The organism is Hydrogenophaga sp. T2, assembly GCF_049843535.1.
GTDB classification, from domain to species: domain Bacteria; phylum Pseudomonadota; class Gammaproteobacteria; order Burkholderiales; family Burkholderiaceae_C; genus Hydrogenophaga; species Hydrogenophaga crocea.
This window is the reverse complement of the sequence record NZ_JBBHZJ010000012.1, coordinates 1-13,812: the sequence shown is the minus strand read 5'-3', so window position 1 is coordinate 13,812 and position 13,812 is coordinate 1. Positions and strand designations below refer to the sequence as shown.

Here is a 13,812-nt window from a genome sequence, read left to right as displayed (position 1 = left end):
ACGCCTGTTGAGCATTTGCCGTGCCACTTCCCCGTTCCACCTCTTTTTAGGAGCTGTGCCATGTCCCCCGTGAATCCCGTGAAAACCCCTTCGCGCCGCCACTTCATCCAGCGCAGCGCCGGCGTGTCCGCCGCGGCCCTGCTGGGCGGCATGCCGCTGTTCGCCAGCGGCCAGCAGCAGGTCAAGCTGGCCTTCATGTACCCGGTCGGGGTGTCGGGCGACATCAACCGCCTGGTGTCGACCATGATCGCGGGCTTCAACGCCGCGCACAGCGACATCCAGGTCGAGGCCATCTACGCCGGCAGCTACGACAACACCGAGCAGAAGGTGATGACCGCCCTCGGCGTGGGCGACCCGCCGGCCACCTGGCTGCCCATCAACTCGATGATGCGCACCTTCCTCGACATGAACGCGCTCGAGGACGTGACCGCACTGGCCAAGGCCGACGACGTGTTCCAGGACTTCATCCCCGGCTTCCTCGGCACCTGCATGTCCGACAACAAGCTCTACGGCCTGCCCTTCCAGTGCAGCACCCCGGTGCTGTACTTCAACAAGGCCGCGTTCGAGAAGGCCGGCATCAAGGCCGCGCCCACCACCTGGACCGAGCTCGAAGCCGCGGCCAAGGCACTCACCGTGCGCCAGGGCGACACCGTCTCGCAGTGGGGCCTGACCATCGGCGGCGGCTGGCACGACTGGATCTTCGAGAGCTTCGTGCGCCAGAACGGCCTGGTGTTCTGGACCAAGGACAAGGTGAACTTCGACGCGCCCGAGAGCGTGAACGCGCTGGAGTTCTGGCAGCGCATGGCGGCCGCGAAGAACATGCCCGCGGCCTCCACCTGGGAGAGCTCGGCCAACGACTTCATGGCCGGGCGCACCGCCATGCTCTACCACTCCACGGGCTCGATGACCAACATCCTCAAGTCGGCCTCGTTCCCGGTGGGCGTGGCGCCCATGCCCAGGGGCAAGCAGCTCGGCTCCACCATGGGCGGCGGCCCGATCCTGATCGCGCGCCAGCTGCCCGACGCGCACAAGCGCGCCGCCTGGACCTTCGCGCGCTGGATGACCAACACCGCCAACCAGGCCCAGTGGTGCATCGACACCGGCTACCTCGCGGCGCGCAAGTCCTCGTGGGAGACGCCGGCGCTCAAGGCCCACGTGGCCAAGGTGCCCGAGTCACGCACCGCCTTCGTCACCGCCGAGGTGGCCGGCGCCTTCCTGCAGGTGCCGGGCTACCACAAGGTGCGCGCGCACCTGCAGAGCGCCATCGACCGCACCCTGGCCGGCGACCTCAAGCCCGACGCCGCGCTGCGCGAGGCCACGGCCAAGTCCAACCTCGAGATCCAGCGCCTGTCGCGCCGCCGCGGTTGATCCGGCCATGAACCAGCTCCCCGCCGACTCCCCGGGCGCCGAGCCGCTGGCGTGGAAACGCCAGCGGCGGCGCGAGCTGGCCACCGCGGTGGTCATGCTCGCGCCCTCGCTGCTGTTCCTGATGGCCTTCACCTACTGGCCCATCCTGCGATCGATCGTCTACGGCTTCCACGACGTGCAGCTCGGCTCGCCCGAGCGCTTCTTCGTCGGCTGGGAGAACTACCAGCGCCTCTGGCACGACGAGCTGTTCTGGACCTCGCTGCGCAACACCGTGGTCTACATGGTGGTCACCGTGCCGACCTCGATCGGCCTGGCGCTGCTGCTGGCGGTGGCGCTGGACCGCCAGCTGCGCGGCACCGCGCTCTACCGCTCGGTGTTCTTCTACCCGGTCATGGTGCCTTCGGTGGCCGCGGGCATGGTCTGGGTGTTCCTCTATGCCCCGGGCTACGGGCCCATCAACGGGCTCATGGATTTCCTGGGCCTGCCCAAGCTCGAATGGCTCTACGACAAGCGCTGGGCGCTGCCGGCCATCATCTTCATGAGCATCTGGAAGTACGCGGGCTACTTCATGCTGATCCTGCTCGCCGCGCTGCAACTGGTGCCGCGCGACCTGTACGAAGCGGCGCGCCTCGACGGCGTCTCGGGTTTCCGGCAACTGGTGCACATCACGGTGCCGCTGATCTCGCCCACGCTGTACTTCGTGGTGGTGATCGGCGTGCTGCACTCCTACCAGATCTTCGACTACGTGTTCGTGATGACGCAGGGCGGACCGGCCGACGCGACCAACGTGCTCACCTTCTACATCTACCAGAACGCCTTCCAGTTCCAGGACATCGGCACCGCCTCGGCGCTGGCCAACATCCTGCTGCTGGTCGTGGGCGGTCTGATCGCGATCGTGGCCGCCACGCTGGGCCGCCGCGTGCACTACCTGGGGCGCTGAGCATGAGCACACCGAAACCCTTTTCGCGGTCGAGCTGGATGCACTGGCTGCTGCTGCCGGCCATGCTGCTGTGGCTGAGCCCGCTGGCCTGGATGCTGCTCACTTCGTTCAAGACCCGCGCCGAGATCTTCGACCCCGCGGCCGGCCTGCTGCCGCAGGCGCTGCAATGGTCCAACTACCCGGCCGCGCTCGCGGTGGCGCCCTTCGGCACCTACCTGCTGAACTCGCTCATGGTCACGGGCGGCATCCTGCTGGCGCAGCTCACCACCATCACGCTCGCGGCCTATGCCTTCGCGCGGCTGCGCTTCCCCGGGCGCGACCTGCTCTTCGGCCTGTTCCTGCTGCAGGTGATGTTCCCCATCTACGCCACCTTCCTCACCAACTTCATCACCGTGCGCGAGCTCGGCATCATGAACAGCCTGTGGGCGCTGATGGTGCCCTTCATCGCCAGCGGCTACGGCACCTTCATGCTGCGCCAGGCCTTCCGCCAGGTGCCCACCGAACTGGCCGACGCCGCGCGGCTTGACGGCTGCGGCCACTGGGCCACGCTGTGGCACGTGTACCTGCCGCTGGTCAAGCCCACGCTGGTGGCCTTCGGCATGATCTCCGTGGTGACCCACTGGAACGATTACATGTGGCCGCTGCTCGTGACCAACAGCGAATCGGTGCGCACCCTGCCGATCGGCCTGGGCCTGCTCGCCAAGGCCGACAGCGGCGCCGACTGGCCGCGCCTGATGGCCGCCACCATGGTGGTCATCGCGCCCCTGATGCTGCTGTTCCTGATCTTCCAGCGCCGTTTCGTCGACAGCTTCATGCACGCCGGCCTGAAATAAGCTTCAACCCTCACCCACCGAACACCATGGCCGCCATCTCGCTCCAAGGCATCTGCAAGCGCTACCCCGACCACGTGGCCGTCGACCACCTCGACCTCGAGGTGCAGGCGGGCGAATTCATGGTCCTCGTCGGGCCGTCGGGCTGCGGCAAGTCGACCACCCTGCGCATGATCGCAGGCCTCGAATCCATCAGCGAAGGCCGCCTGCTCATCGGCGGGCGCGACGTGACCCACGCCGAGCCGCACGAGCGCGACATCGCCATGGTGTTCCAGTCGTACGCGCTCTACCCGCACATGACGGTCTACATGAACATGGCCTTCGGCCTGTTGCGCACCAGCCGCCTCTCGCGCGCCGAGGTCGACCAGCGCGTGAACGAAGCCGCGCAGCGCCTGCAGATCACCGACCTGCTGCAGCGCCGGCCCAACGCGCTCTCGGGCGGGCAGCGCCAGCGCGTGGCGATCGGCCGCGCGCTGGTGCGCAAGCCCAAGGTCTTCCTGTTCGACGAGCCGCTGTCCAACCTCGACGCCAAACTGCGCACCCACATGCGCGGCGAGCTCGAGCGCCTGCACGCCGAGCTCGGCATCACCATCGTCTACGTCACGCACGACCAGGTCGAGGCCATGACCCTGGGCACGCGCATCGCGGTGATGGACCGCGGCCGGCTGCAGCAGGTGGGCGCACCCATGGACGTTTACCGCCAGCCCGGCACCCGCTTCGTGGCCTCGTTCATCGGCTCGCCCGAGATGAACTTCCTGGCCGTGCCCGAAGACGCCGCCGACGGCCGCGCCTGGCTCCAGGCGCGCTACGGCGAAGCCGCGCTGCAGCCCGGCACCGTGCTCGGCCTGCGGCCCGAGGAGCTGACGCTCTCGCAACACGCGCCCGCCGCGCCGCTGCACTGGAGCGGCGTGGTGCAGCGCGTCGAGCGCCTGGGCGCCGAGGCCTACGCGCAGATCCGCGTGGGCGGTGCCGAGGTGCTGGTGCGCACGGCGGCCGACGCCGTGCTCGCCACCGACCAGCCCATCGTGCTCACGCCCGAGCTCTCGCGCCTGCGCGCCTTCGACAGCCGCAGCGGCACGCTGCTCACCGAGCGGGGGGCCTGAGCATGGGCACCACCCCCGTGTTGAGCGCGCGCCAGGAACGCATCGTCGAGATCCTGCGCGCCACCCCCACCATCACCACCGTGGAGCTCGCGCAGCGCCTGGGCGTGTCGGGCGAAACCGTGCGGCGCGACCTCGCGGCCCTGGCCGACGAGGGCGTGGTGGAGAAATTCCATGGTGGCGTGAGCCTGCACCGCGCGGTTCAGGAGTCGCCCTTCCAGCTGCGCCTGCGCAGCAACGTGGGCGCCAAACGCCGGCTTGCGCGCGCGGTGTCTGCGCTGCTGCCCGACGGCGCGAGCCTGGTGCTCGACAACAGCAGCACCGCCTGCTTCGTGGCCGAGGCGCTGGCCGAGCGCCGCGGCCTCACCGTGGCCACGCCCTCGCTCGAGGTGGCGCGCACGCTTGCACAAAGCGGCGACCGCCACAGCGTGATGCTGCCCGGCGGCACGCTGCGCAGCGCCGACATGACGCTGGCGGGTGCCAACGCGCTGCGCTTCGCAGGCCAGCTCCACCCCGACTTCTTCATCGCCTCGGTGGCCGCGCTCAATCCGCGCGGTGGCTGCCTCGACTTCGACCCCTTCGAGGTCGAGTTCAAGCAGGCCGTGGCCCCGCACGCCGGCACGGTGATGGTGGTGGCGGACGCGAGCAAGTTCTACGCGCCCGGCCTCATCACCAGCCTGGCCTGGGCCGACGTGCAGGTGCTGGTGGTGGATCGCCCGCTGCCCGAGGACCTGGCCCGCGCCACGACACACCTGCGCGTGGTGGTGGCCGACGACGCCGAGGCCTGAGCGTGCCATCAGCCCCGCGGGCGGCGCACCGCGCGCACGCGCTGGCTGCCGCCGCCGCCGCAATAGAACAGGTCGCCACCGTCGGACTCCAGCCCGCTCACGCCCACGCCCGCGGGCATCTGCAGCCGTTGCAGCACCGCGCCGTCGGCCGGGTCCACGCGGCGCAGCTCGCTGTCGTCGCCCTCCCAGGTGCCGTGCCACAGCTCGCCGTCGACCCAGGTGACGCCGGTGACGAAGCGGTCCGACGCGATGGTGCGCAGGATGGCGCCGGTCTCCGGGTCGATCTGGTGGATCTTGCGCTCGCGGTACTGCCCCACCCACAGGCTGCCCTCGGCCCAGGCCATGCCCGAGTCCGCGCCCTGCCCCGGCGCCGGGATGGAGGCCAGCACGCGGCCGTCGGCGGGGTCGATCTTGTCGATGCGCGCCTCGGCGATCTGGTAGAGGTGGCGGCCGTCGAAGGCGGTGCCGGCGTCACCGGGCCGCGCGAGCGTGCGCACGGTCTCGCCACTCGCGGGATCGATGGCCACCAGGCAGGGGCCGAGCGCGGCCCACACGTGCCGGCCGTCGTGCGTGACGCCGTGCACCGCGGTGCCGTCGAAGGGGCCGTATTCGCGCACGATCTGCGCCGGTTGGGTCGGGGGGTTGCGGCTCATGGGGTGTCTCCGTGAAAGCGCCGGGTTGGCGCGGTGAAGCCACTCTAGTCAGGCGAGAGCGCCGCGGGGAGTAACAAGATCGTCGTGAAACCCGACAGCGGCGGCGCGAGCCAGCGCCGCGCGCGCGAGCGGCCCACGGCACGCACCCGGCCCTGGGCCTCGAGCGCGGCGAGCGCGCGCTGCACCGTGCGCTGGCTCGCGCCCAGGGCCTGCGCGAGCGCCGCGCTCGACCAGGCCGCGCCGTCGGCCAGCAAGGCCTGCAGCGCGGCGCCTTCGCCCGCCAGCGGCGGCAGCAGCTGGGCCACGGGCCGATCGCCTTCGGGCCGCAGCACGAAGCCGCGCGGCGTGGCCGCAATGCCCGCCACCGGCGCGATCAGCGCGCGCAGCCGGCCGATCTCCACCCGCAGCCGCGCGCGGTGCGTCTCGTCGGGCACGCGCTGGCGGAAGGCGCGCGCGATCAGCGCTTCGCGCGGCACGTCGGCGGGCCAGGCTTCGGCCAGGGCCTGCGCGAGCGCGAACAGCACCGGCCGGCCCGCCAGCGGCCGCCAGGCCGCGCCCGCGCTCAGGCCGTGGCGGCAGGCGTCGACCACCAGCGCGCGCGAGGCCAGCAAGGCCTCGACGCCATCGAGCCGCAGGGCCTGCTCGCCGCGCGCGTCCACGCAGCGCGCGGCCGGCCGGTCGAGCTCGGCCGCGAGCGCGCGCACCTCGGCCAGCAGGGCCGGCACCGCGGCCACCTGCGCCGCGGCGTGCGCGCGGATCAGGGCCTCGCGTGCGGCGCGGGTCTGCAGCGAGCGCAGCGCGAGCTCGGCGGCCACCAGCTCCATCACCGCACTGGGCAGCGGCGGCAGCGCCAGTGCGCGCGCCTGCGCGATCTGCTCGCGGGCCTGGCCCAGTTGCCCCAGCAGCAGCGCGCGCCGCGCCGCGATCAGGTGGCCCTGGCCCGCGTTGGCGGTGTCACCGCGCGCGCGCAGCGCGGCGCAGGCCGCGAGCAGGGCGTGCGGCGGCCCGCCGGGTTCGCGCAGGGCCAACGCCACCTCGGCCTCGGCCACCACGCAGCGGGAACGCGCCACGGTCTCGTGCGCGCCGAAGGCCCGCGCCGCGCGGCGCAGCAGTTCGCGCGCCCGCGCCAGTTCGCCCAACTGGGCCATGGCAATGCCGCGCAGCGCCAGCGCGGGCGGGTCGTCGCGCAGGGCCACGCGCTGCAGCGCGGCCAGCGGGTCGCCGGCCGACAAGGCCCGCGCGGCGGCAGCGATCAGGGCGTCCATGCGGGGAGCTTAGCGGCAAGCTCCCGAACGCCGCCCGGCGCACTCAGGCCGCCGCGCCCTGCTCCGCGCGGCTCATGAGGTCGCGCGCGATCGCGAGCATGCGGTCGCCCAGCGCGGCGCGCCGCGTGGGGTGCAGGCGCGACTCGCTCGCCACCAGCACGATCGCGCCCACCGGCCGGCCGTCGCGCTGCACCAGCGGCACACCCAGCGCCCAGTAGCCCGGCACCACGATGCCGGGGATCACCGCGTAGCCGCGCTCGCGCGTTTCGGCCACCAGGTGGCGGATCACCGCCACCGGCGACTTCGGGTAGTGCTTGTCGATGTGCGTGCCGTTCGCCTGCAGCGCCTGCTCCACCTCGTCGTCGGGCAGCGCCGCCAGAATGGCCAGGCCGCCCGCGCCCACGCCCAGCGGGTGGCGGTCGCCCAGGCGCAGCGCGTCGCTGGGGATGGGGCCGTGCCCCGTCTCGCGCGACAGGCAGATCACCTCCATGCCCTGCACCACCGAGAAGAACACCCAGTCGCCGGTTTCGAGCGCGAGCGCGCGCAGCGAGGCCGTGGCCAGGCGCTGCAACGAGTAGCCGGGCTCGGCCGCCAGCCCCACCACGAAGGACTCGGGCCCGAGCCGGTAGCAGCGCGAGGCCGGGTCGTGCACCACGAAGCGCTCGTCGGCCAGGGTGTGCGTGAGCCGCACCGCCGTGGCCTTGCTCAGGCCCAGGCGGCGGCCGATCTCGCCGATGCGCAGGCCATCGGGCTGGTGGCGCGCCAGCAGCTTGAGGATGGACAGGCCACGCCGCAGGGTCTGCGCGCCGGGCGTGTCGCCGGCTGGTAGTTCAGGTGCATTCATGTCGGTGAAAACCCGCATCAAGTGGTCCACCATGTGAACCGCTTTTGCGGACCCATTCAGGGTTTCCCTGGGACGCCATTCAGAGCGCTGCTGCCACCATCGCTCCACTAGATTCACATTCTGGACATTCAACCTCACAAGGGCGAGATGGACAACCCTAAGCAGCACCAACAACGGGTGGCCCTGATCACCGGCGCGGCCAGCGGCATCGGCCTGCAGATCGCGCACGACCTCGCCGAGCAGGGCGCCATGGTCTGCATCGTGGACCGCAACGGCCCCGCGGCCGAGGCCGCGGCCCAGGCCATCACGGCCGCGTGCGGTCGCGCCCAGGCCTTCGTGTTCGACCTGGCCGATGCCCAGGCCCTTGCGGCCGGCATGGACGCGCTGCTCGCGCGCGTGGGCCAGGTCGACATCCTCGTGAACAACGCGGGCATCGTCTCGACCACGCCCGCGCGCGACGTGACGCTCGCGCAATGGAACACCACGCTGGCCGTCAACGTCACCGCGCCCATGCTGCTCACGCAGCGCGTGCTGCCCGCCATGCAGGCGCAGCGCTGGGGCCGCATCGTGAACGTCTCGTCCATCAGTGGCGTGCGCGCGGGCACGGGGCGCCTCGCCTATGGCAGCTCCAAGGCCGCGCTCATCGCCATGACCGGCCAGTTCGCGATCGAGGTCGCGGCCCAGGGCGTCACGGTCAACGCCATCGCGCCGGGCTTCGTGGACACGCCCATGCTGCGCTCGCTGCACGGCAGCTCCAAGGCCAGCACCTACCAGGACGTGTGCCCCATGCAGCGCTTCTGCTCGCCGCAGGAGGTCTCGGCCGCGGTGCTGTTCTTCTGCAGCGAGGCCGCCGCCTTCATCACCGGGCAGACCCTCGGCGTGGACGGCGGCTACCTCGCCAGCGGCCTGTTCATGCCCAAACTGTTCGACATTCCGGCCGCCGCGCCCGTATCCTGAGCCCCCTTTCCCGCCCACAGAACCCAACGAGGAGACATCGATGACCTTTTCCCGCCGCACCCTCATCAAGGCCACCGGCATCGCCGCGGCCAGCGTGGCCGCGCCGCTGAAGATGGCGTATGGCCAGAACGCCGAGTTCACCTTCAAGTACGCCAACAACCAGCCGCCCGCGCACCCCATGAACGTGCGCGCCAAGGAGGCGGTGGAGGCCATCCGCAAGGAAACCAACGGCCGCATGGAGATCCAGCTGTTCCCCAGCAACCAGCTCGGCTCCGACACCGACACCCTGAGCCAGCTGCGCTCGGGCGGCGTGGAGATGTTCAACCTCTCGGGCCTGATCCTGTCGACGCTCACGCCGCAGACCGCGCTCAACGGCCTGGGCTTCGCATTCCCCAACTACGACGCTGTGTGGAAGGCCATGGACGGCGACGTCGGCGCCTACATCCGCGCGCAGATCGCCAAGGTCAACCTGGTGGCGCTCGACAAGATCTGGGACAACGGCTTCCGCCAGATCACCACGTCCACCAAGCCCATCGTGACCCCGGCCGACCTCGAAGGCTTCAAGATCCGCGTGCCGGTCTCGCCGATGTGGACCTCGATGTTCAAGGCCTTCGGCTCGGCGCCGACCTCGATCAATGCGTCGGAGATGTACACGGCGCTGCAGACCAAGGTCGTGGACGGCCAGGAAAACCCCTTCGCCGTGATCTCGAACTTCAAGCTGCACGAGGTGCAGAAGTACTGCTCGATCACCAACCACATGTGGGACGGCTTCTGGACGCTCATCAACAAGCGCGCCTGGGACCGCCTGCCGCCCAACATCCGCGACGTGGTGGCCAAGCACCTGAACGCCGCGGCCATGGCCGAGCGCGCCGACGTGGCCGCCGCCAACGCCACGCTGCAACAGGAGCTCGCGGCCAAGGGCATCGTGTTCAACACGCCCAACACCGCGCCCTTCCGCGACAAGCTGCGCAGCGCCGGCTTCTACAGCGAGTGGAAAGCCAAGTTCGGCGACGAAGCCTGGGCTGTGCTCGAGAAGCACACCGGGAAGCTGGGCTGACCCCCCGCCGCGCTGCGCGCGTTCCCCCTGATCAGGGGGGCGGCACCGACGGACCGGCGGAGCCGGATCCGTGGTGCCTCACGCCTGCCGGGCTGGCGCGCCACCAGAGAAACCGCATATGAGCCAAATGACCGCCGGGTCGCCGCCTTCGGGCGGCGACGCCCTGGAGGGCGCCACGCCCGCCGACACGCGCAAGAGCCCCCTGTGGCTGCGCCCCTTCGAAGCCGTCGCGGCGCTGCTGATGCTGACCATCACGGTGCTGCTGCTGACGGCCGTGATCTCGCGCTACGTGTTCGGCAAGCCGCTGGTGTGGTCGGACGAGGTGGTGTCGATCTGCTTCATCTGGCTCACCATGCTGGGCGCGGCCATCGCCGTGCACCGCAACGAGCACCTGCGGCTGGCGCTGTTCGTCGACCTCATGCCCGAACGCGTGCGCTCGTTCGTGCACGCCTTCGCCCTCATGGCCATGGCCGCGATGCTGGTCGCGCTGATCCCCTCGGCCGTCGAATACGCCAAGGACGAGTGGTTCATCCACACGCCCGCGCTCGACCTGCCCAACAGCTTTCGCGTGGCCTCGATCGCCTTCGGCTTCATCGCCATGCTCGGCCTGATCCTGCTCTACGCCGGCCGCACCGTGCGCAAGACCGAGCTCGCGCTCGCGGTGGTGCTGGTGGCCGCGATCGCCGCGGCCTGCTGGGCGTTGTCGCCGCAGCTCATGAAGCTGGGCACGGCCAACATCGCCATCTTCCTGATCGGCTTCGTGGCCGTGTGCCTGGTGGCGGGCGTGCCGATCGCGTTCTGCTTCGGCATCGGCGCGGTGTGTTACCTGGCCTTCAGCACACACGTGCCCCTGAGCGTGGTGATCGGGCGCATGGACGAAGGCATGTCCAGCCTGGTGCTGGTCTCGGTGCCGATCTTCGTGCTGCTGGGCTGCGTGCTCGACGCCACCGGCATGGGCAAGGCCATCGTCGACTTCCTGGCCTCGCTGCTGGGTCACATCAAGGCCGGCATGTCCTATGTGCTGCTGGGCTCGCTGTTCATCGTCTCGGGCATCTCGGGCTCCAAGGTGTCCGACATGGCCACCGTGGCACCGGCGCTGTTCCCCGAAATGAAGCGCCGCGGCCACCAGCCGCGCGAGATGGTGGCCCTGCTGGCCACCGGCGCGGCCATGGCCGACACCGTGCCGCCCAGCATCGTGCTGATCGTGCTCGGCGCGGTCGCGGGCGTGTCCATCGCGGGCCTGTTCCAGGCCGGCTTCGTCATCGCCATGGTGCTGCTGCTGATGCTGCTGGTGCTCGCGCGCTGGAAAGCCCGCCACGAGAACATGCACGGCGCCCAGCGCGCGCCCATGAAGCTGGTGGGCCGCTTCCTGCTGATCGCCGCGCCCGCGCTGGCCCTGCCCTTCCTGATCCGCACCGCGGTGGGCGAAGGCGTGGCCACCGCCACCGAAGTCTCCACCGTGGCCGTGGTCTACGCGCTGTTCGTGGGCCAGGTCATGTACGGCGGCATCGGCCTGCGCAAGTTCTACGACATGCTGGTGGAAACCGCCGCGCTCTCGGGCGTGGTGCTGCTGGTGCTGGGCGCGGCCTCGGCCATGGCCTGGTCCATCACGCAAAGCGGCGTGGTGCAGCAGCTCTCCACCTTCCTCACCACCCTGCCCGGCGGCTGGATCGCCTTCATGGCGGTGACCATCGTGGTGTTCGTGATCCTGGGCTGCCTGCTCGAAGGCCTGCCCGCGGTGCTGCTGCTCGCGCCCATCATGTTCCCCATCGCGCGCAAGCTCGGCATCCACGACATCCACTACTCGATGGTCATCGTGTGTGCGATGAACGTGGGCCTGATGATGCCCCCCATCGGCGTGGGCTTCTACATCGCCTGCCGCATCGGCGATGCCCCGCCCGACGAGGTCATCGGCGCGATCTGGCCCTACCTCGTGGCCCTGATGGTCGGCGTGCTGGTGATCGCGGCCGTGCCCTGGATCTCCACCGTCGCCCTTTGACCGACCCGCTCCCCATGATCGATCTTTACCGGACCATGGCGCGCATCCGCGCCTTCGAACTCGCGGCCGAAGTGGCCAGCCAGGGCGGCGTGGGCGTGCTCGGCGCCAAGGTGGACGAGCGCGCCAAGGTGCGCGGCCCGCTGCACCTGTCCATCGGGCAGGAAGCGGTGGCCGCCGGCGTGTGCGCCCACCTGCGGCGCGAAGACCTGCTCACCAGCACCCACCGCGGCCACGGCCACACGCTGGCCAAGGGCGGCAACGTGCGCCGCATGATGGCCGAGCTGTTCGGCCGCGCCGACGGCAGCAACGGCGGCAAGGGCGGCTCCATGCACATCGCCGATTTTTCGGTCGGCATGCTGGGCGCCAACGGCGTGGTCACCGCGGGCCTGCCGATCGCCTGCGGCGCGGCGCACGCGCTCAAGCTGCAGGGCAAGCCCAACGTGGTGGCCTGCTTCTTCGGCGACGGCGCGATCAACCGCGGGCCCTTCCTGGAAGCGCTCAACTGGGCCGCGGTGTACCGCCTGCCGGTGCTCTTCGTCTGCGAAGACAACCGCTACTCGGCCACCACCAGCACCGCCGGCCTCACCGCCGGCCCGGGCGTGGCCGCGCGCGCCAACGCGCTCGGCGTGCCCAGCGAAACCGTGGACGGCAACGACGTGGAGGCCGTGGCGGCGATGGCCGAGCGCCTGGTGGCCAAGGTGCGCGGGGGCGAAGGCCCGCACCTGCTGCACGCCCTCACCTGGCGCGTGCGCGGCCACGTGTCGGTGGACACCCAGGGCTACCGCGACCCGCAAGACCTGCAGGGCGCGCTCGACGCCGACCCGCTCAAACGTGCGCGCGCGCGTGCGCTGGCCAGCGGCGTGAGTGCCGCGCAGCTCGACGCCATCGACGCCGAGGTGCAGGCCGAGATCGACGACGCCGTGGCCTTCGCCGACGCCTCGCCGCCGCCCGACGTGGCCGCGGCCTACACCGACATTCAAACCACCGGAGCCGGCGCATGGCTGTGACCCGCATGACCTATGCCGAAGCGGCGGTGCTCGCCGTGGCCAACGCGATGCGCGACGACCCGCGCGTGGTGGTGATGGGCGAAGACGTGGGCCGGGGCGGCATCTTCCAGCAGTACAAGGGCCTGCAGGCGCGCTTCGGCGCCGAGCGCGTGATCGACACGCCGATCTCCGAGGCCACCATCGTGGGCGCGGGCGTGGGCATGGCCCTGGTCGGCATGCGCCCCGTGGTCGAGATGCGCGTGGTCGACTTCGCGCTCTGCGGCATGGACGAGATCGTCAACCAGGCCGCGAAGAACCGCTACATGTTCGGCGGCCAGGGCCGCGTGCCGCTGGTCATGCGCATGCCCATCGGCCTGTGGGCCAACTCGGCCGCGCAGCACTCGCAAAGCCTCGAGGCCTGGTTCGCCCACCTGCCCGGCGTGGTGGTGATGTGCCCGGCCACGCCGCAGGACAACTACAGCATGCTGACCCAGGCCCTGCGCGGCGAGGACCCGGTGATCTACATGGAGAACAAGGAGCTCTGGGGCCTGCAGGGCGAGGTCGACGACACGCGGGTGCACGAACCCGGCCGCGCCCAGGTGCTGCGCCAGGGCGCCGACCTCAGCATCGTGAGCTGGTCGGCCGCGGTGCACACCGCCACGCAGGCCGCCGAGGCGCTCGCCGCGCAAGGCGTGAACGCCAGCGTGATCGACCTCGGCACCCTCTGGCCCTGGGACCGCGACACCGTGCTGCGCGACGCCGCCCGCACGCGCCGCCTGCTGGTGGTGCACGACGCCGTGCAACCCGGCGGCTTCGGCGCCGAGGTGGCCGCCACCGCGGTGCAGGCCACGGGCTGCCGCATCGCGCGCCTGGGCGCGCCCCGCATCCCCGTGGGTTACGCCTCGCGCCTCGAGGCCGTGGCCCGCATCTCGCCCGCCGCCGTGATCGAGGCGGCGCAATCGCTCATGGCCGACGCCCCCGCGGCGGCGGCCGTGTGAACCTCACCGCAACCACAGACAAGACAC

The 13,812-nt window shown here is 71.0% G+C and carries 13 protein-coding genes; 10 read left to right on the top strand and 3 right to left on the bottom strand.

Annotated elements, in window-relative coordinates:
- Positions 1–60 precede the first annotated feature (60 nt).
- From WDZ95_RS21785 to WDZ95_RS21765, 5 genes are read left to right on the top strand one after another with little or no spacing between them, the layout of a single operon-like run.
- The gene (locus WDZ95_RS21785; protein ID WP_425781605.1) at positions 61–1,368 is read left to right on the top strand and encodes an ABC transporter substrate-binding protein; all 1,308 of its coding nucleotides are present in this window, start codon (positions 61–63) and stop codon (positions 1,366–1,368) included.
- Between the two features lie 7 nt (positions 1,369–1,375).
- Entirely contained in the window at positions 1,376–2,308 is a 933-nt protein-coding gene (locus WDZ95_RS21780; protein ID WP_166224780.1) for a carbohydrate ABC transporter permease, read from the top strand.
- Positions 2,309–2,310: 2 nt separating this feature from the next.
- Positions 2,311–3,141 (top strand): carbohydrate ABC transporter permease, encoded by an 831-nt coding sequence (locus tag WDZ95_RS21775; protein WP_166224777.1) that lies wholly within the window; start codon positions 2,311–2,313, stop codon positions 3,139–3,141.
- 26 nt (positions 3,142–3,167) lie between these two features.
- The gene (locus WDZ95_RS21770; RefSeq protein ID WP_425781602.1) at positions 3,168–4,241 is read left to right on the top strand and encodes an ABC transporter ATP-binding protein; all 1,074 of its coding nucleotides are present in this window, start codon (positions 3,168–3,170) and stop codon (positions 4,239–4,241) included.
- A gap of 2 nt (positions 4,242–4,243) precedes the next feature.
- Positions 4,244–5,026, top strand: coding sequence for a DeoR/GlpR family DNA-binding transcription regulator (locus WDZ95_RS21765; protein WP_166224772.1), 783 nt, complete (start codon positions 4,244–4,246; stop codon positions 5,024–5,026).
- Between the two features lie 8 nt (positions 5,027–5,034).
- Here WDZ95_RS21765 and WDZ95_RS21760 read toward each other — a convergent pair whose 3' ends face one another.
- Genes WDZ95_RS21760 through WDZ95_RS21750 form a run of 3 tightly spaced genes read right to left on the bottom strand, consistent with a single transcriptional unit; the run spans position 5,035 to position 7,788 of the window.
- Entirely contained in the window at positions 5,035–5,679 is a 645-nt protein-coding gene (locus WDZ95_RS21760) for a hypothetical protein (RefSeq protein WP_425781600.1), read from the bottom strand.
- Positions 5,680–5,723: 44 nt separating this feature from the next.
- Positions 5,724–6,944, bottom strand: a complete 1,221-nt coding sequence (locus WDZ95_RS21755; protein WP_425781598.1) for a helix-turn-helix domain-containing protein — start codon at positions 6,942–6,944, stop codon at positions 5,724–5,726.
- Between the two features lie 43 nt (positions 6,945–6,987).
- On the bottom strand, positions 6,988–7,788 hold the full coding sequence (locus tag WDZ95_RS21750) for an IclR family transcriptional regulator (RefSeq protein ID WP_425781596.1): 801 nt from the start codon (positions 7,786–7,788) through the stop codon (positions 6,988–6,990).
- 147 nt (positions 7,789–7,935) lie between these two features.
- Between WDZ95_RS21750 and WDZ95_RS21745 the strand changes: the two genes are divergently transcribed.
- The 5 genes from WDZ95_RS21745 (at position 7,936) to WDZ95_RS21725 (ending at position 13,785) form a co-directional block, all read left to right on the top strand.
- Positions 7,936–8,745, top strand: coding sequence for an SDR family NAD(P)-dependent oxidoreductase (locus tag WDZ95_RS21745; RefSeq protein WP_425781595.1), 810 nt, complete (start codon positions 7,936–7,938; stop codon positions 8,743–8,745).
- A gap of 40 nt (positions 8,746–8,785) precedes the next feature.
- The gene (locus WDZ95_RS21740) at positions 8,786–9,802 is read left to right on the top strand and encodes a TRAP transporter substrate-binding protein (RefSeq protein WP_425781593.1); all 1,017 of its coding nucleotides are present in this window, start codon (positions 8,786–8,788) and stop codon (positions 9,800–9,802) included.
- A gap of 118 nt (positions 9,803–9,920) precedes the next feature.
- On the top strand, positions 9,921–11,801 hold the full coding sequence (locus tag WDZ95_RS21735) for a TRAP transporter large permease subunit (protein WP_425781591.1): 1,881 nt from the start codon (positions 9,921–9,923) through the stop codon (positions 11,799–11,801).
- A 14-nt stretch (positions 11,802–11,815) separates the two neighbouring features.
- Positions 11,816–12,808, top strand: a complete 993-nt coding sequence (locus tag WDZ95_RS21730) for a thiamine pyrophosphate-dependent dehydrogenase E1 component subunit alpha (protein WP_425781655.1) — start codon at positions 11,816–11,818, stop codon at positions 12,806–12,808.
- The gene (locus tag WDZ95_RS21725; RefSeq protein ID WP_425781589.1) at positions 12,799–13,785 is read left to right on the top strand and encodes an alpha-ketoacid dehydrogenase subunit beta; all 987 of its coding nucleotides are present in this window, start codon (positions 12,799–12,801) and stop codon (positions 13,783–13,785) included. Before WDZ95_RS21730 ends, WDZ95_RS21725 begins: the two co-directional genes overlap by 10 nt.
- Positions 13,786–13,812: the final 27 nt, after the last annotated feature.

Coding starts and splice junctions, on each gene's coding strand:
- WDZ95_RS21785 (WP_425781605.1), top strand. CDS start 61: ATGTCCCCCGTGAATCCCGTGAAAACCCCTTCGCGCCGCCACTTCATC.
- WDZ95_RS21780 (WP_166224780.1), top strand. CDS start 1,376: ATGAACCAGCTCCCCGCCGACTCCCCGGGCGCCGAGCCGCTGGCGTGG.
- WDZ95_RS21775 (WP_166224777.1), top strand. CDS start 2,311: ATGAGCACACCGAAACCCTTTTCGCGGTCGAGCTGGATGCACTGGCTG.
- WDZ95_RS21770 (WP_425781602.1), top strand. CDS start 3,168: ATGGCCGCCATCTCGCTCCAAGGCATCTGCAAGCGCTACCCCGACCAC.
- WDZ95_RS21765 (WP_166224772.1), top strand. CDS start 4,244: ATGGGCACCACCCCCGTGTTGAGCGCGCGCCAGGAACGCATCGTCGAG.
- WDZ95_RS21760 (WP_425781600.1), bottom strand. CDS start 5,679: ATGAGCCGCAACCCCCCGACCCAACCGGCGCAGATCGTGCGCGAATAC.
- WDZ95_RS21755 (WP_425781598.1), bottom strand. CDS start 6,944: ATGGACGCCCTGATCGCTGCCGCCGCGCGGGCCTTGTCGGCCGGCGAC.
- WDZ95_RS21750 (WP_425781596.1), bottom strand. CDS start 7,788: ATGAATGCACCTGAACTACCAGCCGGCGACACGCCCGGCGCGCAGACC.
- WDZ95_RS21745 (WP_425781595.1), top strand. CDS start 7,936: ATGGACAACCCTAAGCAGCACCAACAACGGGTGGCCCTGATCACCGGC.
- WDZ95_RS21740 (WP_425781593.1), top strand. CDS start 8,786: ATGACCTTTTCCCGCCGCACCCTCATCAAGGCCACCGGCATCGCCGCG.
- WDZ95_RS21735 (WP_425781591.1), top strand. CDS start 9,921: ATGAGCCAAATGACCGCCGGGTCGCCGCCTTCGGGCGGCGACGCCCTG.
- WDZ95_RS21730 (WP_425781655.1), top strand. CDS start 11,816: ATGATCGATCTTTACCGGACCATGGCGCGCATCCGCGCCTTCGAACTC.
- WDZ95_RS21725 (WP_425781589.1), top strand. CDS start 12,799: ATGGCTGTGACCCGCATGACCTATGCCGAAGCGGCGGTGCTCGCCGTG.